The organism is Chryseobacterium sp. MHB01 (genome assembly GCF_034651565.1).
GTDB lineage: Bacteria > Bacteroidota > Bacteroidia > Flavobacteriales > Weeksellaceae > Chryseobacterium > Chryseobacterium nepalense.
In genome coordinates this window covers 80,692-105,122 of record NZ_JAYEDA010000006.1, presented here as the reverse complement: position 1 = coordinate 105,122, position 24,431 = coordinate 80,692, and the positions used below count along the sequence as shown (strand labels likewise).

The 24,431-nt window shown below is 37.7% G+C and carries 23 protein-coding genes; 16 read left to right on the top strand and 7 right to left on the bottom strand.

Annotated elements, in window-relative coordinates:
* The first annotated feature begins 70 nt into the window (after positions 1-70).
* Together U9K52_RS11465 and U9K52_RS11460 are read left to right on the top strand one after the other, a co-directional pair.
* Positions 71-2,119: a S9 family peptidase gene (locus U9K52_RS11465; RefSeq protein ID WP_248389695.1), complete on the top strand. Its 2,049-nt coding sequence runs from the start codon at positions 71-73 to the stop codon at positions 2,117-2,119.
* Positions 2,112-2,456 carry a hypothetical protein gene (locus U9K52_RS11460; protein WP_248389692.1) on the top strand — a complete coding sequence of 115 codons (345 nt, stop codon included), beginning with the start codon at positions 2,112-2,114 and terminating at the stop codon, positions 2,454-2,456. Before U9K52_RS11465 ends, U9K52_RS11460 begins: the two co-directional genes overlap by 8 nt.
* Before the next feature lie 117 nt (positions 2,457-2,573).
* On the opposite strand, the gene U9K52_RS11455 is transcribed toward U9K52_RS11460, so the two are convergent.
* Positions 2,574-3,071 (bottom strand): SRPBCC family protein, encoded by a 498-nt coding sequence (locus tag U9K52_RS11455; protein ID WP_248389674.1) that lies wholly within the window; start codon positions 3,069-3,071, stop codon positions 2,574-2,576.
* Between the two features lie 195 nt (positions 3,072-3,266).
* Between U9K52_RS11455 and U9K52_RS11450 the strand changes: the two genes are divergently transcribed.
* The 11 genes from U9K52_RS11450 to fabF all read left to right on the top strand — a co-directional run bounded on the left by U9K52_RS11450 (position 3,267) and on the right by fabF (position 14,720).
* Complete coding sequence (locus U9K52_RS11450; RefSeq protein ID WP_322926583.1) at positions 3,267-4,814, top strand: HAMP domain-containing sensor histidine kinase; 1,548 nt, start codon at positions 3,267-3,269, stop codon at positions 4,812-4,814.
* A gap of 79 nt (positions 4,815-4,893) precedes the next feature.
* Entirely contained in the window at positions 4,894-5,580 is a 687-nt protein-coding gene (locus U9K52_RS11445) for a response regulator transcription factor (protein WP_027380477.1), read from the top strand.
* A gap of 70 nt (positions 5,581-5,650) precedes the next feature.
* Positions 5,651-6,280 carry a hypothetical protein gene (locus U9K52_RS11440; protein WP_263601767.1) on the top strand — a complete coding sequence of 210 codons (630 nt, stop codon included), beginning with the start codon at positions 5,651-5,653 and terminating at the stop codon, positions 6,278-6,280.
* Between the two features lie 18 nt (positions 6,281-6,298).
* Positions 6,299-6,664, top strand: a complete 366-nt coding sequence (locus U9K52_RS11435; protein ID WP_248389665.1) for a hypothetical protein — start codon at positions 6,299-6,301, stop codon at positions 6,662-6,664.
* 105 nt (positions 6,665-6,769) lie between these two features.
* The gene (locus U9K52_RS11430) at positions 6,770-9,430 is read left to right on the top strand and encodes a TonB-dependent receptor domain-containing protein (RefSeq protein ID WP_322926579.1); all 2,661 of its coding nucleotides are present in this window, start codon (positions 6,770-6,772) and stop codon (positions 9,428-9,430) included.
* A 94-nt stretch (positions 9,431-9,524) separates the two neighbouring features.
* Positions 9,525-10,391 carry an AraC family transcriptional regulator gene (locus tag U9K52_RS11425; protein ID WP_322926578.1) on the top strand — a complete coding sequence of 289 codons (867 nt, stop codon included), beginning with the start codon at positions 9,525-9,527 and terminating at the stop codon, positions 10,389-10,391.
* 90 nt (positions 10,392-10,481) lie between these two features.
* Positions 10,482-10,901 carry an OsmC family protein gene (locus tag U9K52_RS11420; protein ID WP_263601770.1) on the top strand — a complete coding sequence of 140 codons (420 nt, stop codon included), beginning with the start codon at positions 10,482-10,484 and terminating at the stop codon, positions 10,899-10,901.
* Positions 10,902-11,105: 204 nt separating this feature from the next.
* Positions 11,106-11,711: a TetR/AcrR family transcriptional regulator gene (locus tag U9K52_RS11415; protein WP_322926576.1), complete on the top strand. Its 606-nt coding sequence runs from the start codon at positions 11,106-11,108 to the stop codon at positions 11,709-11,711.
* A 10-nt stretch (positions 11,712-11,721) separates the two neighbouring features.
* Complete coding sequence (locus U9K52_RS11410) at positions 11,722-12,990, top strand: acetyl-CoA C-acetyltransferase (RefSeq protein ID WP_322926575.1); 1,269 nt, start codon at positions 11,722-11,724, stop codon at positions 12,988-12,990.
* A gap of 3 nt (positions 12,991-12,993) precedes the next feature.
* Positions 12,994-13,419, top strand: coding sequence for a PaaI family thioesterase (locus U9K52_RS11405; RefSeq protein WP_322926574.1), 426 nt, complete (start codon positions 12,994-12,996; stop codon positions 13,417-13,419).
* A gap of 59 nt (positions 13,420-13,478) precedes the next feature.
* Positions 13,479-14,720, top strand: a complete 1,242-nt coding sequence (gene fabF, locus U9K52_RS11400; protein WP_248389645.1) for a beta-ketoacyl-ACP synthase II — start codon at positions 13,479-13,481, stop codon at positions 14,718-14,720.
* Positions 14,721-14,790: 70 nt separating this feature from the next.
* Here the strand turns inward: fabF and U9K52_RS11395 are convergent, their stop codons facing one another.
* From U9K52_RS11395 to msrB, 3 genes are all read right to left on the bottom strand, one after another.
* Positions 14,791-15,171: a hypothetical protein gene (locus U9K52_RS11395; protein WP_263601774.1), complete on the bottom strand. Its 381-nt coding sequence runs from the start codon at positions 15,169-15,171 to the stop codon at positions 14,791-14,793.
* Positions 15,172-15,936 carry a murein L,D-transpeptidase catalytic domain family protein gene (locus tag U9K52_RS11390; RefSeq protein ID WP_248389639.1) on the bottom strand — a complete coding sequence of 255 codons (765 nt, stop codon included), beginning with the start codon at positions 15,934-15,936 and terminating at the stop codon, positions 15,172-15,174. It lies immediately after the preceding gene.
* Between the two features lie 128 nt (positions 15,937-16,064).
* A complete protein-coding gene (msrB, locus tag U9K52_RS11385) occupies positions 16,065-16,508 on the bottom strand; it encodes a peptide-methionine (R)-S-oxide reductase MsrB (RefSeq protein ID WP_248389636.1) in 444 nt (147 codons plus the stop codon).
* Between the two features lie 205 nt (positions 16,509-16,713).
* On the opposite strand from msrB, the gene U9K52_RS11380 reads away from it, so the two are divergent.
* Positions 16,714-17,958 (top strand): DUF445 domain-containing protein, encoded by a 1,245-nt coding sequence (locus U9K52_RS11380; protein WP_322926572.1) that lies wholly within the window; start codon positions 16,714-16,716, stop codon positions 17,956-17,958.
* Positions 17,959-17,997: 39 nt separating this feature from the next.
* Here the strand turns inward: U9K52_RS11380 and U9K52_RS11375 are convergent, their stop codons facing one another.
* Together U9K52_RS11375 and U9K52_RS11370 are read right to left on the bottom strand one after the other, a co-directional pair.
* Entirely contained in the window at positions 17,998-19,035 is a 1,038-nt protein-coding gene (locus U9K52_RS11375) for a quinone-dependent dihydroorotate dehydrogenase (RefSeq protein WP_263601776.1), read from the bottom strand.
* 368 nt (positions 19,036-19,403) lie between these two features.
* Positions 19,404-20,099, bottom strand: a complete 696-nt coding sequence (locus tag U9K52_RS11370; protein ID WP_263601777.1) for a pseudouridine synthase — start codon at positions 20,097-20,099, stop codon at positions 19,404-19,406.
* 276 nt (positions 20,100-20,375) lie between these two features.
* Here U9K52_RS11370 and U9K52_RS11365 point away from each other — a divergent pair, with 276 nt between their 5' ends.
* Together U9K52_RS11365 and U9K52_RS11360 are read left to right on the top strand one after the other, a co-directional pair.
* Positions 20,376-21,917 (top strand): glycine--tRNA ligase, encoded by a 1,542-nt coding sequence (locus U9K52_RS11365; RefSeq protein WP_322926570.1) that lies wholly within the window; start codon positions 20,376-20,378, stop codon positions 21,915-21,917.
* Between the two features lie 98 nt (positions 21,918-22,015).
* Positions 22,016-23,152 (top strand): serine hydrolase, encoded by a 1,137-nt coding sequence (locus tag U9K52_RS11360; RefSeq protein ID WP_322926569.1) that lies wholly within the window; start codon positions 22,016-22,018, stop codon positions 23,150-23,152.
* Here the strand turns inward: U9K52_RS11360 and U9K52_RS11355 are convergent.
* Positions 23,149-24,420 carry a Y-family DNA polymerase gene (locus U9K52_RS11355; protein ID WP_263601780.1) on the bottom strand — a complete coding sequence of 424 codons (1,272 nt, stop codon included), beginning with the start codon at positions 24,418-24,420 and terminating at the stop codon, positions 23,149-23,151. The genes U9K52_RS11360 and U9K52_RS11355 overlap by 4 nt on opposite strands.
* Positions 24,421-24,431: the final 11 nt, after the last annotated feature.

The window sequence follows — 24,431 nt, the reverse complement described above, 5'->3', positions numbered from 1 at the left end:
AAAGCAACCGTCTTTTCATACAGAAAAGATGGTTTTTTTTTAACTAAATTTGAACAAGAATTAATATTGAATGGAAGCTCCAAAGGCAAAAAAAATAGAAAAAATCCTTGAAACACACAGTGATAAAAGAATTGACAATTATTTCTGGCTTAATGAAAGGGAAAATCCGGAGGTCATAAAATACCTTGAAGAAGAAAATGCCTACGCTGATTTCGTCATGAAAGATACGGAACCACTGCAGGAACAACTTTTTGAAGAAATGAAAGCCCGTTACAAAAAAGATGATGAATCATTACCTTATTTTTTCAACGGGTACTGGTATATTGTTCGTTATGAAGAAGGAAAAGAATATCCTATTTTCTGCAGAAAGCAGAAAAGCTTAGACAACAATGAAGAAATAATTCTTGATGTTAATATTCTGGCGGAGGGCGAAAGCTATTTCGAAGTGGGAAGCGTTGCCGTTTCTCCGAATAATGAACTCGCTTCCTTTTCAACGGACAATGTAAGCCGTAGAATTTACAGCATCAATTTTAAAGATTTAAAAACAGGCAAAATCCTTTCGGATAAAATTGAAAATACCACTGGAAAAGCAGTCTGGACCAATGATAATGAACATGTTTTTTATATCAGAAAAGATGAAAGCTTAAGAGCTTTTCAGGTATTCAGGCATAAACTTGGAACGGATACTTCAGAAGATGTTTTAATTTTCCATGAAAAAGATGATACTTTTGATGTGAATGTTTTTAAAACAAAATCTTTAGAATATATTTTTATCGCAAGCTCCAGCACCATTTCGGACGAACATCGATTTATTCCTTCGGATAACGTTTTTGCAGACTGGACAATTATTCAACCGAGAATCGACGACCTGGAATATTCTGTGGAGCACTATGAAGACGAATTTTATATCATCACTAATGCTGACGATGCATTTAATTTTAAAATCGTAAAAACAAAGATCAGCAACTGCGGCATAGAAAACTGGGTTGATGTTATTCCTCACCGCCCGGAAGTTCTCCTCGAAGGTTTCGAGATTTTTAAAAACTATCTTGTTCTGGAAGAAAGAGAACAAGGACTCCTGCAGATTAAGATCATTGATGAAAAAACGCAGGAATCTCATTATCTGCCTTTTTCAGATCCAACATATACGGCCTATATCGGAGTGAATCTTGAATTTGACACAGAAGTATTACGCTATGGCTATACTTCCTTGACGCAACCAAGCTCAACATATGAATATAATATGAAGGAAAAAACCACCAAACTTCTTAAGCAACAGGAAGTTTTGGGCGGAAAATTCCTTGCAGAAAATTATATCTCCGAACGAATCTGGGCAGACTCAAGAGACGGAAATTCAAAAGTTCCGATTTCTTTGGTTTATCATAAAGACACAAAAAAATCTGCGGATACTCCTTTACTTTTGTATGGTTACGGAAGTTATGGACATACCGTAGACGCAAGTTTTTCGAATGTGAGGCTGTCAATTTTAGATAGAGGTTTTATTTATGCCATTGCTCATATCAGAGGCGGAGAATACCTTGGAAGAGAGTGGTACGAGGAAGGGAAAATGCTATTCAAAAAAAATACATTCTTCGATTTTATTGATGCCGCCAAATTTTTAGTGAAAGAAAATTATACGTCTGCGAAACATTTGTACGCGATGGGCGGAAGTGCGGGAGGTTTGCTTGTAGGTGCGGTTATGAATTACGAGCCATCTCTATTCAACGGTATTGTTGCTCAGGTTCCTTTTGTGGACGTGGTTACCACCATGTTGGACGAAACCATTCCATTAACGACTGGGGAATATGATGAATGGGGAAATCCAAACGATGAAGAATACTATCAATACATGAAGGAATATTCACCTTACGATAATATAGAAGCGAAAGAATACCCAAATGTACTGATTACAACAGGCTTGCATGATTCTCAGGTACAATACTGGGAACCCGCGAAATGGACTGCAAAGTTACGTGAGCTTAAAACCGACAATAACATTCTCATTTTCAAGACCGACATGAGCGCAGGCCACGGCGGAGCAAGCGGAAGATTTGAATCTTTAAAGGAAGACGCTTTAGAATATGCGTTTTTATTAAAATTAGAAAACAAAAATGATTAACGAAGCAGAATACTGGCAGAAAATAGAACAATTTTTCGTTGAAAATTTTGATACGGAAAAGAATGCACCGATAGAAACGTATCTGTTCCTGATTGGCCTTCAGGAACTGGGCAGCGGTCAGCAGAAATATACAAAAGACGACAAGGTGAATCTCATTCATATCGCAGTATGCAGATTACTGGAACCTTTCGGATACTATAAATTTTCTCACTACGATGATGACGGCTATCCCCATTTTGAAAAACTGGAAGATCTTCCCGAGCTGAAACCAAATGAGCAGCAGCTTTTAATGAAAAAAGCGATCATTCAGTATTTTCAGGATGAAGAAATTGTTTAAATTAAAATGAAATAAAAAATGGAAAGTAAATACTTTCCATTTTTTGTGCTTTAATTTTGATTAAAGCCTGTGAAATTTTACATTAAAAAACGGACTAAAGTCCGCTCTTATTAATATTTAAATATCATAACTACTGAGAATACTTTCCAATTGATTTAAACCCGCTTTGAAACCTTGTTCAAATCCCATCTCCAAAAGCTGGTTCATCGCTTGTTCAGATGCAAAATGAATATTTACCGTTACTTTCGTACCCTCTTCCACTCCTGTAAATCCGAACAGCCATTTTGTTTCTGGAAAATCCGGGTTTGCATTTCCGTTTTCATCGCAGAAAGAGTCTGTCCCGTCGAAGCTCCGGTGTTCCGTTATTTCTCCGTACTTTACTTTAGCATAATGCCTTTCTCCTTCAGGACCTAGCATTGAATACAGCCATGTTCCCCCTTTTTTAAATTCGTGAGTTTTTGTTTCACATTGCCATGGTTTTGGAGCCCACCATTGATCAAGCAATTCGGATTTCGTGAAATAATCCCAAATTACAGAAACTTCAGCATTATACATTTTCATGACATAAATACTGGCAGATTCCGGATCTCTGTTAAAAATGATTTCAGATTTCATATTAATATTTTATAGATACAAATCTAGTTTTTATTTAGAGAACACTCTTTTTCTATGATAAAGAATTAAAAATTTATAAATAAATGTTAAAAAACGCATTTTTAAGAAAAATTACACAATTTTATGGCTCGTTTTTTGTTTATGAACTCATAAAATATTTAATTTTAACATTCTGTTTTTTAAATTTATTAAGTAATGAATAATAAATTCATCCCAATAATATCGGTGTTTATGACGATTTCACTGATTGTATTCGTCACGCTCCAGTTTTATTGGCTGAAAAGATACTATGGTGCATTGGATCAGGATTTTTCTTCCAAAGTTTACTCTGCACTGGAAAATACATCAAAAATTATTGGTGAGGCTGAAGTGGATAAGTACCTGAATGTTGAAAATAAAGATTTCAGAAACACCATTCTTGCTAACAATAATCAGCCTTCTCTTACCACCATACAGCAGGTAGAAGATTCCGGAACACAGAGACAAATTGTCTACTCCAAAAGTATTATTGAAAAGAACCAGCTTCCCATTTCGCCAAAAGGAGACTCCCTGAATCTCACCAAACTGTATTCAGATGAAGCATCCTACAAAATAAAAAGAGATACTACTAACCGCGAGCTTCTCACCGCAGATATCAACCGTGATATTGAAAATGGTGATTATGCCATGAAAGAATTTGTGAAAGTAAGTGGTAATAACCTGCCGATTACTAAAAGAGTAGATGAAAAAACATTGGATTCCGTGATTACCAAAGAATTGAGGATAAGAGGAATTTCGGCGACTTTCGGATATGGAATTATCGATAAAAGCAATAAGCTTACGAGTGTTGCCAACAAACTGTACAAGGAAAAAAATAACAATAATACGTACAGCTATCCATTATTTACAGATTCTAAAGAAAGAACATTATATACGCTGGCGCTGGTTTTTCCTAAAAAGGAATATTCACTGGCAATGAACAACTGGCCGATGCTGCTTGGAACTTTCCTGTCTTTGCTTACGATTCTGGGAATTTACATTATCTCCATCAATTATATGATGAGACAGAAAAAACTGGCAGAAGTAAAAACGGATTTTATCAACAATATGTCTCATGAGTTTAAAACGCCGCTGGCAACCATTTCTGTAGCTACCGACTCTCTGGCAAATGATAAAATTGCAACTAATCCGGATAAGGTAAAATACTATTCCGAACTGATAAAACAGGAAAACCTGCGAATGAAAAAACAGGTGGAGAATGTATTAAACATGTCAAAGCTTGAACGAAATGAAGTAAAGCTGTTCTTAAAAGAAACCAATGTAAGAGAGCTCATTAAAAGGACAACAGAATCTTTTAATCTCATTATTCAGCAAAGAAACGGAACACTGATCCAGGAATTCAATGCAACGGAATATAATTTTAAAATTGATGAATTTCACATTTCCAATATGCTGGTAAATCTTCTGGATAATGCCAATAAGTATTCTCCCGAAGCACCCGAAATTTCTATAAAAACAAGAAATGAAGGACATTGGTATGTGATAGAAGTTTCAGATAAAGGAATGGGAATGGAAACTCAGAATAAAACGAAAATTTTCGAAAAATTCTTCAGAGAAGAAACAGGAAATATTCATAATGTAAAAGGACAGGGGTTAGGACTTTCTTACGTGAAAAAGATTGTAGAACTTCATAAAGGTCAGATCCTAATAGATTCCCAAAAAGGAAAAGGGAGCATATTTACCATTAAGCTGCCGATGAATTAAATAGAAATCAACCAAATAAACAAATATAAGGAGAGAGTGACATGTTCATTCCAGTTGTTAAACATTAATAAGTCAAACTATGAGCAACAGAATATTATTAGTAGAAGACGACCAGAGTTTCGGGGCAGTACTGAAAGATTATTTAACCATCAATAACTTTGAAGTTACTCTGGCCACAGATGGAGAGCAGGGATTAAAAGAGTTCACCGAAAATGAATTCGACATCTGTATTTTCGATGTGATGATGCCTAAGAAAGACGGATTTTCATTAGCTGAAGACGTAAAAAAAATTGATAAAAATACACCTATTATTTTCCTGACAGCAAGAAATATGAGGGAAGACATCCTGAAAGGATATCAGCTGGGGGCAGATGATTATATCACCAAACCTTTTGATACGGAGTTGCTTCTGTATAAAATAAAAGCGATCCTTCAGAGAAGTTCAACGCTGGAAAATGAAGAACAGGAACAATTCAAAATCAGTAACATCTTCTTTGATTCCATGCTGAGACAGCTGAGAGTGGGAGACAATGAATATAAGCTTTCCCCTAAAGAAAACGAACTGCTGAAACTTCTGTGCATTCACAGAAATGATTTTATGCCAAGAGATCTTGCGCTAAGAAAAATCTGGAAAAAAGAGAACTACTTTACAGCAAGAAGTATGGATGTTTATATTGCAAAATTACGTAAGCTGCTGAAAGATGATGAAGGATTGGAAATCATCAACGTACATGGTGAAGGATTCAGGCTTTTGGTTAAAAATTAATTATAAAAATCCTTATGATAAATATAAATTAGCAAAACAATTCAAAATGTTTTGCTAATTTTGTTTTTATATGAAGAATATAATTTTTAGCGTAATTGCTATTTCTATAGTAACAGTTTCTTGTAAAAAAGACGAAAGGGCTACTTACATTAAAGAAGAAGCCGGTGTTCAGCAGCCTGCCATGACGGCAAATCAGGCTCCCAAAGCTTCATTGCTGGACCAGGCCGGAATCCAGCCTGCACAAACCCCTTCTGCAGCAGCAGCAGTTACAGCTCCCGGAATGAATCCTCCTCACGGACAGCCGGGCCACAGATGCGACATTCCTGTAGGACAGCCTCTGAACAGTAAACCTGCACAGGCTGCGACAGCAACAACTAATCAGGCACAAGCCATCCAGATTGATCCCAATTCTTTACAGCCCGGAAAATTCTCTGTGGAAAATGGAAAAGCTCAAAATATTAAAACAGCAAAAGGAATGAATCCGCCGCACGGTGAACCGGGCCACAGATGTGATATTCCCGTAGGACAGCCATTAAACAGCAAACCTGCCGCCCCTCAACCCGTACCGCAGAACATTGCCCAAAATACGCCTGCTCCTGCGCCTACGCCCGCACCGACAGGTCCAAAACCTGCTTTAAACCCGGCTCATGGAGAAGCCTGGCATAATTGCAGCGTAAAAGTTGGTGATCCTTTACCATAATTTTGTATTTTTGCATTGATGAAACTCATTCAGATCATAACAATTGTTTTTTGTTTAGGAATTTTCCTGATTCCTAAGGATAACTTTTATGCTCAGAATAAGCAGGAAACATGCTGCAAAGAATCTTCGAAAAACTCATGCTGTAAAAAACAGCATACAGAACATTCTAAAGAAAATCACAGCAATAAACAGAAAAGTTCTTGTAATGATGATTGCTGCTCCTATTGCGCAATGTGTTACAGCTTTATAGAAACACCTTTTTCCAGAAGTCTTAAACTGGATATTTCATATTATAAATCCAACAAAAATCTAAATTTCCAGTACTCCGACCCTTATCTGTCTGGTCGTCTGAGAGAAATCTGGCAACCTCCGAAATTAGGTTAATTAATAAGAAATAACAATGTACAAGTTATCAGTCTATTAATGATGGTTAGACAATTACATTGTTAATGGCTACATTAATTTAATTAATCTAAATCTTAAACAACAATGAAATTATATATTTCCAGGATTATTCTTGGTCTATTCTTATTATGTTCACCTTTCGTATTGGCACAGCATCTTTCTAAAAACCAGTTTAAAGTTAAAGGAAACTGCAACTTGTGCAAAGAAAGAATTGAAACAACCGCAAAAAAAGCAGGGGCAAAAACAGCAAACTATTCTGTAGACTCACAGATTTTAACAGTAGAAACGGATGATAATGTTTCCCCAAACGAAATTTTAAAAGAAGTTGCAAAAGCCGGGCATGACAATGAAAAATTTCAGGCCGATGAAGCTTCTTACCAAGCACTTCCGGCCTGCTGTCATTACGAAAGAAACAGTACACAAACTTCTGAAGAGCATTATATGCACGCAAAGGCGGAAAATGAATTTTATGTAAAAGGAAACTGCGAATCCTGCAAAGCAAGAATTGAAAAGGCAGCAAAAGATGCCGGAGCAGATTCTGCAGAATGGAATGCAGAAAAACAAACTGTCGCTTTAAACTTTAATTCCCAAAAAACTTCAGCAGATGCCATATTAAAAAAGATTGCGGAAGTGGGACACGACAATGAAAAGTATAAAGCCAGCGACAGCACTTACAAAAATCTGCCGTCATGCTGCTTATACGACAGGGAAATTCCGTTTGGAGAGACCAATCCGAAAGTCCATACTGAAGAAACTACAGAAGCCGCTCACAACCATAATGCAGGAACCAGTCATGAAAAAAACATTGAAGGCGTTACCGTAACGGCATCAAAAGCATCCACTTCACTTAATAAAAAAGAAGCCGGATTAATTTTTAATATCGATAAAAAAGAATTATTGAAAGCCGCGTGCTGTAATTTATCCGAAAGTTTTGAAACAAATGCAACAGTAGATGTTTCTTTCAGTAATGCGGTAACAGGTACCAAACAGTTGAAAATGTTGGGCCTGGATCAGAAATATACCAGCCTAACCAAGGAATTGCTTCCGGAGATCAGAGGACTTGCTTCCGCTTACGGATTAAATTTTATTCCCGGAAGATGGATTGAAAGCATTCAGCTTACAAAAGGAGGAAGCACTGTAACAAACGGTTATGAAAGCATAACAGGGCAAATCAATACAGAATTACTGAAAAATTCTGAAAAACCTGAAACTTCGCTAAACCTTTTTGCAGATTTTAACGGAAGAACTGAAGCTAACATCACCAGTGTTTCCAAGATCGACGACAAATGGTCACAGACTTTTCTCCTTCACGGAAATGGAACTTTCGGTGATACGGATATGAATGATGACGGCTTTTTAGACAGGCCGAAAGGCACACAGCTGAATGCCGCGTACTTACTGAATTACAACGATCTGGAGAAATCGGGATTCGGTTCTCATTTTGGAATTAATTTTATTAAAGATGAAAGAACTGCAGGCCAGGTAGGATTTGATAAAAAAATTCCACAGGACAAACAATCTCTTTACGGCGTAGGCATCGATATTTCAAGATTTCAGGTATGGAATAAAACAGGCTATGTTTTTAAAGGGAAACCTTACCAGAGCCTTGGCTGGATGAATCAATATACTTTTCATCAGCAGGACAGCTTTTTCGGATTGAGAAATTATTCCGGAAAACAACATACCTATTATTCAAATTTAATTTTTGAAAGTATTCTTGGGAACACGAATCATAAATACAAAGCCGGTGCAAGCTTCATGTATGACGGATATGACGAAAACTATTTAACGCAAAATTTTAAAAGAAACGAAATCGTTCCGGGAGCATTTGCAGAATATACTTTAACGGGATTAAAATATACATTGGTAGCAGGAGCAAGAATTGATTTTCATAATCTGGCGGGAACACAGTTTACCCCGAGATTGAATTTCAAATATGATATTACTCCACAGACTATCTTAAGACTGTCTGCCGGAAGAGGCTTCAGAACAGCAAATATTTTTGCGGAAAGCCAACAGCATTTTGCCTCCAACAGGAATATTCAGATTCTTGAAAACGGAGGAAATATTTACGGATTGAAACCGGAGATTGCCTGGAATTATGGAGCAAGCCTTCAACAGGAATTTAAATTATTCGGAAGAAAATCTTCCATTGTTGCAGATTTTTTCAGGACAGATTTTCAGGATCAGGTGATGGTAGACCTTGACCGCTCACCTCAACAGCTAACCTTTTATAATCTTGAGGGAAAATCTTTTGCCAACTCATTCCAGACCCAGTGGGATCTTATGCCTTTCAAAAACTTTGAATTGAAATTTGCCTATAAATATTATGATGTGCAGGCCGACTACCTGAACGGAAGAAGAGCTGTTCCTTTTATGGCAAAACACAGAGGCTTTGTAAATGCAGCCTATTCAACCAATAAAAATGATAAAGGCGGCTTCTGGAGCTTTGACACGACTTTAAATATCGTAGGAAAACAAAGGCTTCCGGATACTTCATCCAATCCTTCACAGTTTCAGCTTGCAGCATATTCACCATCTTATAGTGTTCTGAATGCACAGATTTCAAGAAATTTCAACCAGAAAATAAGAGCTTACCTGGGTGGCGAAAACTTAACTTCGTACTCACAAAGCAACGCGATTGTCGATTTTAAAAATCCTTTCGGAAATTATTTTGACGGCGGAATGGTTTACGCTCCTATCATGAAAGCCAATTTTTATGTAGGACTGGATGTAACATTCTAATCTTTACAAATATTTAACCTTAAATTAAATAGCATGGTTTCAATCGTAATAAAAGAAACCATGCTTTTTTGTATCTTTAAAGTAAAGTAAAATCATGTCGCAAACGCTTATTTTTGAAGATCAGTATAAAAGACTCGGTATTGAAAATTTTTGGGAAAATAACCTTGAAACCATTAATGGTAATAAGTTTCGTTATGATATTAAAATTATGTTTATTCCGTCGGGTTATGAAATGTCGGTAGATTTTAATTACTTTGAGATTACTCAGCCCAGCCTTTTTTTCTTAACGAATCAGCATGTCAAAATTATAAAAGCGCAGGAAAAGGCGAAATTATTATACTATAATCGTGATTTTTACTGTATCCAAATCCATGATAAAGAAGTTGCTTGTGACGGACTTTTATTTCATAATATTTTCGAAATTCCTTTTGTAGAGCTTGATCGCGAAGAAGATATTATCATTCAGCAGCTTTTTCAAAATATTGAACATGAGCTTGAATCGAGAGATTCTTCTGCAGAAGAAATGATCCGGACGTATGTGAAGCAGATCATCATCCGCGCTACAAGAAAATGGAAAAAACAGAACCTTGACAATGGATCTATAAAAGTCCCCAGTAATGAAGTCGATATTTTCCGTGATTTCAGCAGGCTTCTGGAAATTCACTTCAGAGAAAAACATAATGTATCTGAATATGCAGAGCTTCTGCATATAGCTCCCAAAACATTAACTCATAAATTTAAAAGCCTACAACTAGAATCTCCCAATCAGCTAATCATCAACAGAATAATTCTCGAAGCCAAAAGACTTCTTATTTATACCGATAAAACCGTAAAAGAAATTGCCTATGATTTGGGATATGAAGATCCGGCATATTTCAACCGTCTCTTTACGAACAAAACAAAAAATACTCCTGCGCATTTCAAAAAAAGCTACACATCGGGAAAAAAGTACAACATTTAAGGTCTTTTATGTATTTATCCAGACCAAAACACAATATATCTTTGTAACATCAAAAATAAACAATAGTAACAACAAAAAAATTAAAGTATTATGAGACGTAACGCTACAGCCGTTTGGAACGGTAACATCAAGGAAGGTAAAGGACATTTAACTACCCAAAGCACAACCTTAAACGAAACGCAATATTCATTCAACAGCCGTTTTGCGGACGGAGTAGGCACAAATCCTGAAGAATTGCTGGCTGCAGCTCATGCAGGATGTTTTACCATGAAATTAAGCGCAGAACTTTCCCAGGCAGGATTTACCCCTGAAGAATTAAAAACAACTTCTGTAATTACCCTTGATCCTAGTGTAGGAAAAATTACAAAATCAGAGCTTACTTTAACGGCAAAAGTTCCGGGAATTTCAGAAGAAGATTTCCAGAAATATGCTAAAATTGCAGAAGAAGGATGCCCTGTAAGCGCTGCATTTAATTTTGAAATTACCCTAAACGCAACTTTAGAAAATTAAGATACCATAGTTGCTACGATTAAAGATCAATAGGAGCGGGCTAAAGCCCGCTTTTTTATAGTGTACCTGTGGCTTTAACCAAAACTTAAGAATTTTTAATTGTATATATTATTTGATGCTGAGAACTATTCAATATTATTTAATTATAAATTAAATATACCGATTGGTATATTTTCTGTATATTTGTATAAAATTCTGATCTAAATGTCTAAAGCTGAAAAAACAAGACAGTTCATCATTGAAAAAACGGCATCTCTTTTTAACACCAAGGGATATACCTCTACATCACTTTCAGACATCACAGAAGCTACCGGGCTCACAAAAGGAAGCATCTACGGAAATTTTGAAAATAAAGATCAGGTCGCTTTAGAAGTATATAAATACAACGCCGGTCTTTTAAAACAAAGCATGTCCCGGTCTTTCGGTGATGAATTTCCCTCTACGATGGATAAGTTAAATGCATTTGTTGCATTCTACAGAAAAAACTGGCAGTCGGTTTTTTTAAACGGAGGCTGTCCGCTGATGAACGCTGCCACCGAAGCTGATGACACTTTTCCTATGCTTAAAAAGCAGGTAACTCAATCTTTCACAGAATGGATCTCCAAGATTTCGGAAGTAATTATAGAAGGTCAGAAAAACGGAGAGTTGTCTGCCAATGCTGATTCGGAAGAATATGCTTCAATTTTTATTATGCTGATTGAAGGCGGAATCTTATTATCTAAAACAACCGGAGAAGAAAAATTTTTAAACCAGGCATTAGACAGAGTTTTACATATCATTAACAAAGAACTGAATATACATCCATCATAAATATCACCCTATGGAAACAAAAAGAGTGGCCATCGTAGGATACAACAGAATCCCGTTTGCCAGAATTAATACTGCTTATACGGAGAAGAGCAATCAGGATCTGCTGACTGCCGCACTGAACGGGCTGATCGACCGCTGCAACCTTCAAGGAAAACTTTTGGGAGAAGTTGCCGGAGGCGCTGTTATTAAACATATTTCCGAAAGCAACCTTATCCGGGAATCGGTGATGGAAACGGCTCTTGATCCCGCCACTCCCGGATGTGACCTTCAACAGGCCTGTGACACAGGAATTGAAGCAGCAATTTATATTGGAAATAAAATTGCTTTAGGCCAGATCGAGAGTGGTATTGCCTGTGGCGTTGAAGCGATGAGCAATATTCCATTCGAAACCTCCGTCCGGTTAAGAAAAGCTTTACTAAAGGCCAATAAAGAAAAATCTGTTTTCGCTAAAATCAAACAATTACTAAACCCGAAATTGAAAGACTGGATGCCGGTTCCATACAAAGGACAGGAACCTAAAACCGGGCTCGTGATGGGTGGACATACGGAAATTACTGCAAAATATTATGAAATTTCCCGTGAAGATCAGGACCTATTGGCATTTAAAAGCCACCAGAATATGGCAAAAGCATACGATGAAGGTTTCTTTGATGATATGATCTCTCCTGCTTTCGGATTGGATAAAGACAACAATCTCCGCCGCGACACAAGCCTTGAAAAACTGGCCCAGTTGAAACCCGCCTTTGATAAACAAAACGGAACTTTAACAGCGGGAAATTCCACACCGTTTACCGATGGCGCTTCTGCCATTTTACTTGCCAGTGAAGAATGGGCAAAAGAAAATAATCTTCCGGTTCTGGCCTATATCACATATGCTGAAGTAGCAGGAATAGAATACGTCGAAAATAAGCAGAATTTATTACTCGCTCCGGTTTTTGCCGCCGACAGAATGCTGAAAAAAGCAGGAATAAACCTTGAAGATTTCGATTATTATGAAATTCATGAAGCTTTTGCTGCGCAGGTTTTAGCGACATTAAAAATCTGGGAAAACGATGATGTGGCCAAAAAATTCGGACTTGAAAAGTCACTAGGAAAAATTGACCGGAATAAACTGAACGTGAAAGGCGGAAGTCTTGCTGCCGCACATCCTTTCGCGGCAACAGGGGGAAGAATCATTGCCACCCTGGCAAAACTTTTAGATGAAAAGGGCAGCGGAAAAGGTTTCATTTCCATTTGTGCAGCCCGCGGACAGGGCGTTACCATGATATTAGAAAAATAAATAATGGACAGACTTGCGCAATTAAAACAGTTTATAGGAAAAGAATTCACCCAATCGCCATCCCCTTTTATGAAATGGCTGAATCCTGTAATTCTTTCCGCAGAAGAAGGACAATTGGAATTTCAATACACCATACGGCAAGAATGGCTGAACCCGCTGGGAAATCTCCATGGTGGGATCACAGCCGCAATTATCGACGATATCATTGGCGCCACTATGTTTTCGTTAAATGAAAATTCTTTCATAACTACCATTAATAATGTCATTGATTATTTTTCTACCGCCAAAGAAAATGATATTATTGTTGCAGAAACAAAAATCATTAAAAGAGGAAAGCAATTCATAAATGCGCAGTGTGAAATCTGGAATGCAGACAAATCACGGATTATTGCAAGAGGAACTTCCAATTTATTCAAAATAAACAATTAAAAAATATCATCGTTTTATAGATTGATGATACACACCTAATAAAAGATAAATATCTATCAATGAAAAGAGTAGTCATTACAGGTCTCGGCGCAGTAACACCTTTGGGAAACAACGTAGGAGAATTCTGGAAAAACAGCATCAACGGAGTAAGCGGGGCCAACAAAATCACTCATTTCGATACGGAAAAATTTAAAGTGCATTTTGCCTGCGAAGTGAAAAATTTTGATCCTAAAGCTCATCTAACGCACAACGAAATCAAAAGAAGTGATCTTTTTTCACAATACGCCATGTATTCAACAGCTGAAGCGCTGAAAGATTCAGGGCTTGAACTGGAAAATATGGATCCCTTTGACACCGGCGTGATCTGGGGAACCGGACAAGGCGGAATGTGGACCTTTGAAAGTGAAGTCATGAATTTTGCGGCAGGCGACGGGACACCAAGGTTCAACCCCTTTTTCGTTCCGAAGTTCATCGCCAATATGGCTTCAGGAATGATTTCAATGAAATTTGGACTGCAAGGAATCAACTATACAACGATTTCAGCATGTGCTACAGGGAATACGGCATTGATGGATGCTTTTAATTATATCAGGCTTGGAAAAGCAAAAGTTATTGTGAGCGGAGGATCCGAAGCAGCCATTACACCAGCTTCCATCGGAGGATTTTCCATTATGAAAGCAATGTCTACAAGAAATGATGATTTTGCAACTGCAAGCCGGCCTTACGATGCAGACAGAGATGGTTTTGTTATGGGAGAAGGAGCAGGTGCTTTAATTCTTGAAGAATATGAACATGCAAAAGCAAGAGGCGCAAAAATTTATGCAGAACTTGTGGGAGCTGCCATGACTGCGGACGCCTATCATATGACCGCGCCTCATCCGGACGGTATCGGAGCCATTAAAGCCATGCAGCTTGCATTAAAGGAAGCTCAGATCAACACGGAAGATATTGATTACATTAACCCTCACGCAACCTCAACCCCGATGGGAGATCTTGTGGAATTGAACGGAATAAACAAATTATTTAAAGGAAGTAAAAACCTCGATATCAGTGCAACAAAGTCGATGACCGGGCATTTGCTGGGGGCAGCAGGAGCCGCCGAAGCGATTTTATCCATTAAAGCCATCGAGACAGGAATTATCCCGCCAACTATTAATCTTCACAACATAGATGAAAATATTCCCAGAGATATCAATATTGTTTTTGGAGAGGCTAAAGAGAAAACCATCAATTACGCTTTGAGCAATGCTTTTGGTTTTGGTGGCCATAATGCAACATTGATTTTCAAGAAGTTTTCATAATAAAATATTCTTATCAAAAAAGCAGTCTGCTATTCAGACTGCTTTTTTTATTTAATCAATTAAAATAATTCTAATGATGATCAGAAATGAAGAAACTGTCGCCATGATCAGGAATAGGAATATAAAGCCTTTCCCATGTTTCTCCTTCTTCAAATTCCCAGCTGTGCCCTTTTTCTTCTACGTCTTCAGCAAGTAGAATAATTCCGGGTTCAATAAGAAATGTATTTCCGTTACTCACTTTAAACCGGATTTTACCCTTTACGGTTACCACATATTGTTTTCTGGGTGCAGGATGATCAGATTTCTCCCATTCTTCAACGGTATTGCTGATGCGGAAAGAAGTGGTACTGATTGTTTTCAGAACAGGAAGTTTTCCCGTTTCAAAAGTACTGCTTCCGTCAGGAGTGTTCATTAATCGTATTGCTGGAATAAATTCCGAAGTTTCATTCATTTATATTGACGTTTTCAGCCATTCTGATTTAGAAAGATAATTTTGGTCCGGATAATAGATAAAAAGAAGATTTCGCCCTTTGATCGTATTAATGATTGGCTGGGTAAGATCTCTGGGTACAGCCGGACAACCCCAGCTTCTTCCAATTCTTTTGTGCATTGCTGCAAATTCATCACTTACATAATCTGCGCCATGCATTACGATTGCTCTTCTGTATGCCGCATCATTAAATCCTTTATCCATTCCCAACAGTCTCAGGGAAAATCCATTGTCCCCATTGTATGTTGCATCCGTAATATAAAAACCTAAACTGCTCTGAAGTGAGCTATCGGTATTAGAAAAATTCGTTGCAAACTCTTCTCCGGTATTTTTACCGTGCGCTACCAGTGAGTTGAACAATACCTTTCTCTCATTCATATCAATTACCCAAAGTCTTTTCGTATTTGAGGACATGGAAAAATCGCATACCGTAAGTAAATGCGAATCCTGATTAAGCAAACCAGCTTTCTTCAAATTCTCAAACCCTGTTAAGGCTTTGAAGAAAACTTCTTCGTTAAGCTCATGCCCTTGTTCAAATGCGATAGACCTGTATAACTCTTCTGAGGATGATACTGTTTTCTCTGTGGTGTTCTCCGATTTTTTGTCGGCTACTCTTTCAATCTTTTTTGTACTGATTTCATTCTTTGTCTCTTTTTTTTCCGGTGACAGGTAGAATGAAGTAGTGACCATGTAAACAATACTTAATAAGCTATAAAATCCTTTCATTCAATAATATGTTAAATCCAATTGAGTCAGCAAATGTATAAAAACATACCTATCTGGAAGAATAACTCCACTAGTTTAACTCAAATTTAAGAAACTTTAACTTACTGATTTCGTGAATAAAAACTATTTTATATCTGTTCATCCGAAACAAACTCCAGGCTTACGGAATTCATACAGTACCTTAATCCGGTAGGCTTCGGCCCGTCGTCAAAAACATGCCCAAGGTGGGAATCACATCTTTTACAAAGTACTTCTACCCTATCCATTCCGTAGGTTACATCTCTTTTATAATAAACCCCTTCTTTATCTGCTTCAAAAAAGCTCGGCCACCCGCAGCTGCTGGAAAATTTTTCAGTAGATCTGAACAGATGATTTCCACATACCGCACAGTAATATTCTCCCAGTTCATCAAACTCATTGTATTTTCCGGTAAAGGCTCTTTCGGTTGCTGCTTCTCTTGCTACAGCATAGAGTTCCGGCGAAAGTATTTTTTTCCATTCTTCGTTGGAAATATTCACCGCTGTTCTATCTGTTCGTGAGTAGTATGGATTGTTTTTTGCTTCGTTTTGCATAAGATTTACTTAAAGATTTAGGTAACTAAAAGTTGAACCACAAAAATTATAAAAGTTTTTAGCCAAAATTGATCCTGGTGAATTTCACAGTATATAAAAATCTAGTGTGTACTTCAGCAGAAATATTTCAACTTTGAATATCTTGAAAATTCTTTTGTGACTTTTGTGGTAAAAAATATATACCAAATGTACTAAATTTGAGAATATGAATGATGAGGCCAAAAGAAAACAATTAAGAAAATACAAAGCATTTGCCACAGGACTGTTCCTTTTGATGGCGGCCATTTTTATTGCCACCACTCTTCTCCAAAAAAACGTAGATTCCCACTGGGTAGGTTACGTACGGGCTTTTTCTGAGGCAGCCATGGTAGGTGCGCTTGCCGACTGGTTTGCGGTTACTGCGCTTTTTCGTCATCCGTTGGGATTACCCATTCCTCACACCAACCTTATTGAAAACAGCAAGGAGCGACTGGGTGATAATCTCGGCAGTTTCGTGGTGAGCAATTTTCTTTCTCCACAGAATATCAGACCTTACATGATGAAGCTGAAAATTTCAGGCTTTGTGGGTGAATGGCTTTCAAAGGAAAAAAACCAGGAGATCCTCATTAAAAATCTTTCGGATATTGTTCTGGATATTCTCAATAAGCTTGACGATACTGCCGTAAGCCAGTTCATCAGTAAAAAAGTTCAGGAAATGACCGATGATATCAAACTTAATAAAATCGTAGGAAACGGGATTGATTATATTATTGAGAAAAATGACCATCAGAGAATGGTAACCAATCTTTCGGCACAGATCAAAAATTATATTCTTGAAAATGATGAACTCATTAAAGAGCGGGTAAAAAAAGGAAGTTATACTTTTATTCCTTCTTTTGTTGATAATAAAATTGCTGATAAAATCGCCACAGGTCTTTCAGACTTTTTCAGGGAAATTGAAGAAGATCCGCGACATGAAATCAGGAACCTGATTACCCAAAAAATTCATGATTTTTCCGTTGACCTGAAAGAAGACCCGAAATGGGAGGAAGAATTTAAAATTATTAAAAACGACCTTCTGAAAGGCGATAAATTGAACGAATACTCCAATGACATCTGGGTTTCCATCAAAAATACATTGAAAAACGAACTTCAGGAAGAAGATTCTTCTTTAAAAAAATATATTTCTAAAAACCTGAATGAATTCTCCGAAAATTTGAAAACGGACGCAAACCTTCAGAATAAGATTGATGACTGGATTCGGGTAACGGCTTATAAGTATATTCTTAGAAATACGCATCAGTTTGGAAACCTCATCAGTTCCACTGTAGGAAACTGGCAGGGAAAAGAGCTCAGTGAAAAACTGGAACTGGAAGTGGGGAAAGACCTTCAGTTCATCCGGGTGAACGGAACTTTAGTGGGAGGACTGGTCGGACTGGTTATTTATACGATTGCACATTTTTTTCTTTAAAACAATAAAAAAGAGAGTTCATAAACCCTCTTCTTAATTTTATCTTGAAATTCTGCTTGCCCGTGTTAAAAGCGCTTTATTAATATCATTGATCAATTCCGGCCCTTCATAAATAAATCCTGTATACAGCTGCACCAGCGTTGCTCCAGCATCCAGTTTTTCCAGGGCATCTTTTGCCGAATGAATTCCTCCAACACCAATAATCGGGAAAGATCTGTTGCTTTTATCGGAGAGATATTTAATCATTTTCGTACTTCGCTCGCGAATCGGTTTTCCGCTGAGACCACCGTTTCCGATCTGTGCCAACACTTCCGGTGATGTTTTCAAACCTTCCCTGTTAACCGATGTATTGGAAACTACAATTCCGTCAATTTTCGTTTCTGAGATCAGATCAATGATTTCATCAAGTTGATTGTTATTCAGATCCGGAGCAATTTTCAGTAATATAGGTTTTTGTACAGCTTTTGACTGGTTGATTTTTTTTACTTCGGTAATTAACTCCCTCAGATACTCTACATCTTCCAGCTTGGCGTGGCTTCCTACATTCGGACAGCTTACATTCAGCACAAAATAATCTACATAAGGATGAAGACCTTCAAAACACTCCAGGTAATCTTGGGTATAGTTGTCCGGTGTGGTGTCTGTATTTTTACCGATGTTCCCGCCGATGATGATTTTCCCTTTGTTACCTTTCAGTTTTCCGATGGCAGCTTCCAGTCCGTCGTTATTGAACCCCATTCTGTTGATGATTCCGCCATCTTCTATTAAACGGAAAAGCCTCTTCTTAGGATTCCCGGCTTGTGCTCTCGGCGTAACCGTACCTATTTCTACAAATCCGAAACCCAGATCTCCCAATTCATTAAATAAAACGGCGTTCTTATCAAAACCCGCAGCCAACCCGACAGGATTTTTAAATTTCAATCCAAAGACTTCTCTTTCCAGACGTTTGTCTTCAATAGGTTTCGGTAAAAATAATTTAGTGAGAAATCCGAAATTTTTCAGCATTGCAAAAGTAAAATGATGAACTTCTTCAGGATCAAATTTGAAAAGAATCGGGCGAATGAGCGATTTGTACATTAAAAAAAAGTTTTACAAAAATACTCATTTTAAAATTAATGTTCCATTAACCTGTGATATTAATGAAAAAAAAAAATATATATACTGTCTATAACAGCTGCTGGATTTATTTTAATCTTGAATTCGTAATCAACGAAATATTAACAATATATTTAAACACTTTTAGTACAATAAAGTTGTCAAATAATTTTCAAGAGCTATTTCCCGCTTTCCATTACAATCTTTTTTTCAAAAAGGATTTTCATTGCAATCGGGGCTAGGATTGCAGTCGCTTATTCAATAGTATGAAATTAGCCCAATTTGTGATTCCATAGGAACTGAAAGCATTAATGTTTTGTTTAGATCCTTCCAGGATGATAAACTGCATGTTAAGAATAGGCACTCAAATCCAGGTGCAGAATATCTCCAATTTTTTTAAAATCATTATCTATTGTAGCATTGACTGTTATTTTCTCGCCGGAAATCGGATGATTAAATGCCAGCTGATGGGCATGCAGCGTCATTTTACTGATGCCAAATGTCTGAAGCCACAACTTATTCTGCTTATTACAGCCGTGTTTCCGGCAGCCTAAAATAGGATGTAAAATATGTTTAAAATGCTTCCTCAACTGATGGAACCTTCCTGTTTCAGGAGTTGCTTCAACCAGACAGTATCTTGAGGTCTGATGTTTTAGAAAAGGCAAGTCTATTTCCGAAGTCTGCAGGCGACGGTAGTAGGTAACAGCATTCTGCGTCACTTCATTTTCATTGACCAGGTCATAATCAATGGTTTCTTCTTCTTTGGCCCAGCCCCGCAGAATTGCAATATATTTTTTCTCTACTTCCCTCGTGGCAAACTGATCGCTCATGATTCTCAATGTCTCTCTATCCAAAGTAAACAGCAAGACACCCGAAGTTTTCCGGTCTAAACGGTGTACCGGATACACTTTTTGCCCGATCTGCTTTTTTAATTCCTGAATGGCATAGGTATCCGCTTCTCCGGAATAAAAAGATTTATGAACCAATAATCCGCTGGGTTTATTGATCGCAATAAGATGTTCATCTCGGTAAAGAATTTCTAGCATCCGGCAAAAGTAGAGAATTTCTATTAATCCTAACGGGTTTTAAAACCTGTGAGGGTTGTTTGAAGTTTGCGATCCTAGTCCTGATTGAGCGGCATGTCTGAGCTCATTTTCCGGGATTTAGGCAGCGCGGCTTCGCCGCGCCGCCTAAATCCCGGAAAATAGCGAGTAGCGAAAGCAGGTTCCCGACTCCTAAAATCCTGCGTTATAAAAACTTCTGTATTCTCACTTCCAACTTCCGGGTTTTTCACTATTTTTGCAACTTCAGACGTTAAAAATATGGCAAAACAAGAAGATGTTTTCAAGAAAGTGATTTCTCACGCTAAAGAATATGGTTTTATTTTCCCTTCGAGTGAGATCTACGATGGTTTATCCGCTGTTTATGATTATGGACAGAACGGTGCCGAACTCAAAAATAATATCAAGCAGTACTGGTGGAAAGCCATGGTACAGCTTAATGAAAATATTGTCGGCATTGATTCAGCAATCCTGATGCACCCTACAACATGGAAGGCATCGGGCCACGTAGACGCTTTCAATGATCCATTGATTGACAATAAAGATTCTAAAAAACGTTTCAGAGCAGATACTTTGGTGGAAGATTACTGCGCCAAGATTGAGGATAAAGAAAAAAAGGAAATTGAAAAAGCAGCCAAAAGATTCGGAGAATCATTTGATAAAGATCAGTTTGTGGCCACCAATCCTAAAATACTGGAATACAGAGCCAAAAGAGAAGCCATTCTTTCAAGATTAGCAAAATCTCTGGAAAATGAAGACCTTGCCGATGTAAAAGCGTTAATTGAAGAGCTGGAAATTGCCGATCCCGATACCGGTTCTAAAAACTGGACGGAAGTGAGACAATTTAACCTGATGTTCGGGACGAAACTCGGTGCTTCCGCAGATTCTGCGATGGACCTTTATTTAAGACCGGAAACCGCTCAGGGTATTTTCGTTAACTTTTTGAATGTTCAGAAAACATCACGACACAGGCTTCCTTTTGGGATTGCACAGATCGGTAAAGCATTCAGAAATGAGATCGTTGCAAGACAGTTTATTTTCAGAATGCGTGAATTTGAACAGATGGAAATGCAGTTCTTCGTGGCTCCGGGAACAGAATTGGAATTCTATGAACAGTGGAAGCAAAAACGTCTGAACTGGCACTTAGCTTTAGGATTAGGTGATGAAAATTACAGATTCCACGATCACGAAAAGCTGGCGCACTATGCGAATGCTGCGGCTGATATTGAGTTTAATTTCCCGTTCGGTTTCAAAGAACTTGAAGGTATTCACTCCAGAACGGATTTCGATTTAAAGGCTCATGAAAAACATTCAGGAAGAAAATTACAATTCTTCGATCCGGAAAGAAACGAAAACTATGTTCCTTACGTAGTAGAAACTTCTGTAGGTCTGGACAGATTATTTCTTTCCATTTTCTCTCATTGCTTAAAAGACGAAGTATTGGAAGACGGTTCCGAAAGAACAGTTTTATCATTACCACCGGCTTTAGCACCGATTAAAGCTGCTATTCTTCCGTTAATGAAGAGAGATGGTCTAGCAGAATATGCCGAGCAGATCTTCAACGACCTGAAATACGATTTCAATTTATTCTACGAAGAAAAAGATGCCATCGGAAAACGTTACAGAAGACAGGATGCCATAGGAACGCCTTACTGTATTACGATTGATCACGATTCATTAACGGATCACACCGTAACGATCAGAGACAGGGATACGATGCAGCAGGAACGGGTTCCTGTTTCAGAGTTGAGAAGAATCATTGATGAAAAGACCAACTTCAGAAATTTACTTTCAAAAATATAAATGAAAAGCCTTGAGAAATCAGGGCTTATTTTTTGTTAAAATGTCATTCTATATGATATTTTCAAATTTAGCTTACATTTGTTTCAAGATCTATTGATATGACAATTCTTATTTATTTTGTTACATTTATTGTAATTGCCGCAGTACTTTTTTATCTTTCAGGTTACAGTTATATTTTTAACGGAATTTCAAAAACCTATCTGAAAGGAAAAATGAGCGCCCATATTGATGATGGCAAATTTTTCTCCTACAATCTGATTGCGGCTGGAAATCCTGTTCCCTGGGAAAAACATGCGGATTATAACAAAATCCCATTACCTAAAAATATAGTTGATGATTTGATTCACTCCAATACTGCTTCTTTTCTTGTTGTAAAAAACGGCAAAATCATCCATGAACAATACTGGAACGGCTACAATGCATTATCAAAAACCAATTCTTTCTCCATGGCAAAAGCAGTTACCGTGATGCTTTTAGGAAAAGCGATTGAAGAAGGAAAAATCAACAGTATTGACAATAAATTTTCTGATTATTTTGATGAATTCAGAAATAAGAAGTTTACAGAAAGTTTGACACTGAGAAATCTGGCACAAATGGAATCCGGACTTAACTGGGAAGAAAACTATAAAAATCCATTTCTGCCAAACGCAAAAGCATATTATGGGAGAAGCCTTATAAAAGCTACCTTTTCAAGAAAATTCAAGCAACATCCCGGAGAAAAGTTTGAATACCAAAGCGGTTCTACCCAACTTTTGGGTTTTGCTGTGAGAAAAGCGGTCAGCCAGACTCTTGCGAGCTATTTATCTGAAAAAATATGGATTCCGCTCGGAATGGAACATCAGGCAGAATGGAGCACCGACGAAAGCGGGATGGAAAAAACCTACTGCTGCATCCATGCTACAACCCGGGATTTCGCAAAGCTGGGACAGTTATTCCTGAATAACGGAAAAGCAGGAGACCAACAAATCCTGAATCCTGATTTTATTAATCAGATGCGCACCCCGACGAAAAAATCTGAAGAAATTTACGGAATGGGATTCTGGATCAATGATGACAATCCCATTAAACACTATTATTTTTTAGGGCTGCAGGGACAATACATCATCATGGTTCCTGAACACAATATGGTTATCGTAAAAACAGGAAGCTACAACAATCTTCCGAAAAATGACCGCGGAAGACCGGATCAGGTAAAGTTCCTTGTGAATGAAACCGTACAATTATTTGCTGACTAATGGAATCTGAAATTGGCTTCCGTAAAAGTATTGTTCTTAAGAAAAGCCTCATATTCCGGGGATAACTGCTTTCTTCCGTAAGTATTTTCTCCGCTCATGCTTCCCAGTCGTACTTTATCTTTCCCGAATTTCTTATTCATCGCATCCATCGCTTTCATAACCGGTAAATGTTGGTTTTGGGTGTCTTCTTCGAACAAGTTAATCAATCTCTGGTCTTCAGGGACAAAATCATTAACGATCACTCCCGCTTTTTTATAATGAAATCCTTCTTTGAAAACAGCCTCAAATAGTTCATTTACCACTCTTCCTATCAAGATAGAAGAATTGGTAGGATTGGGAAGAACCCGTGTGATGGCATTTTTGTATTCCGGCAAATCTTTTCGGAAACGGTTGGTCTGTACAAAAACCGTTACCATTTTACAACATGTGTTCTGCTTCCGCAATCGTTCCGAACAGTACATCCCGAAGGTTTCCACCCTTTCGCGTACATCTTCCTTTTTGGTAAGCATCTCCATAAAGCTTCTGGTTACGGCAATAGATTTTTTCGGAGAGGGAGCATCCAGTTCCAGCTGTCGGATTCCTTTAAGCTCATTGATCATCCTTACGCCGTGGATTCCCATTATTTTACGCACCCACATTTCCGGTTTCTGAAGCAAATCCCATGCTTTATGAACGCCGTTATCATGCATTTTTATGGCAAGCCTGCGGCCGATTCCCCACACATCTCCAATATCTAACCACTTTAAAGCTTTCTCGATTTTTTCGGATGAATCCATTATAAACACACCATCAAAATTATCCGGATATTTTTTTACAATTCTATTGGCGACTTTGCATAAAGTTTTTGTAGGAGCGATGCCAATACTTACCGGAATATTCGCTTCCTTCCCGATCCTGTTCTTGATTTCAATACAATAATCATGGATATTGATGTATTTAAACCCTGTAAAGTCTAAAAATAACTCATCAATACTGTATACTTCATAATCCAGTACATATGATTTTGCAATCTCAATAACCTGCTGGCTTTTAAAATTATACAATTCAAATTTTGCAGAAAAACTTTTCACGTCATGCTCTTTGAACAGTTCTTTATATTTAAAAGCCGGCGCAGCCATAGGAATGCCCAGATCCTTGGCCTCTCTGCTTCGGGACACCACGCATCCGTCGTTGTTGGAAAGCACAACAACGGGCTTATTTTCAAGCGCCGGATCTAGGGTTCGTTCGCAGGAAACAAAGAAATTATTACAGTCTACCAGAGCATACATAATGAAAAACG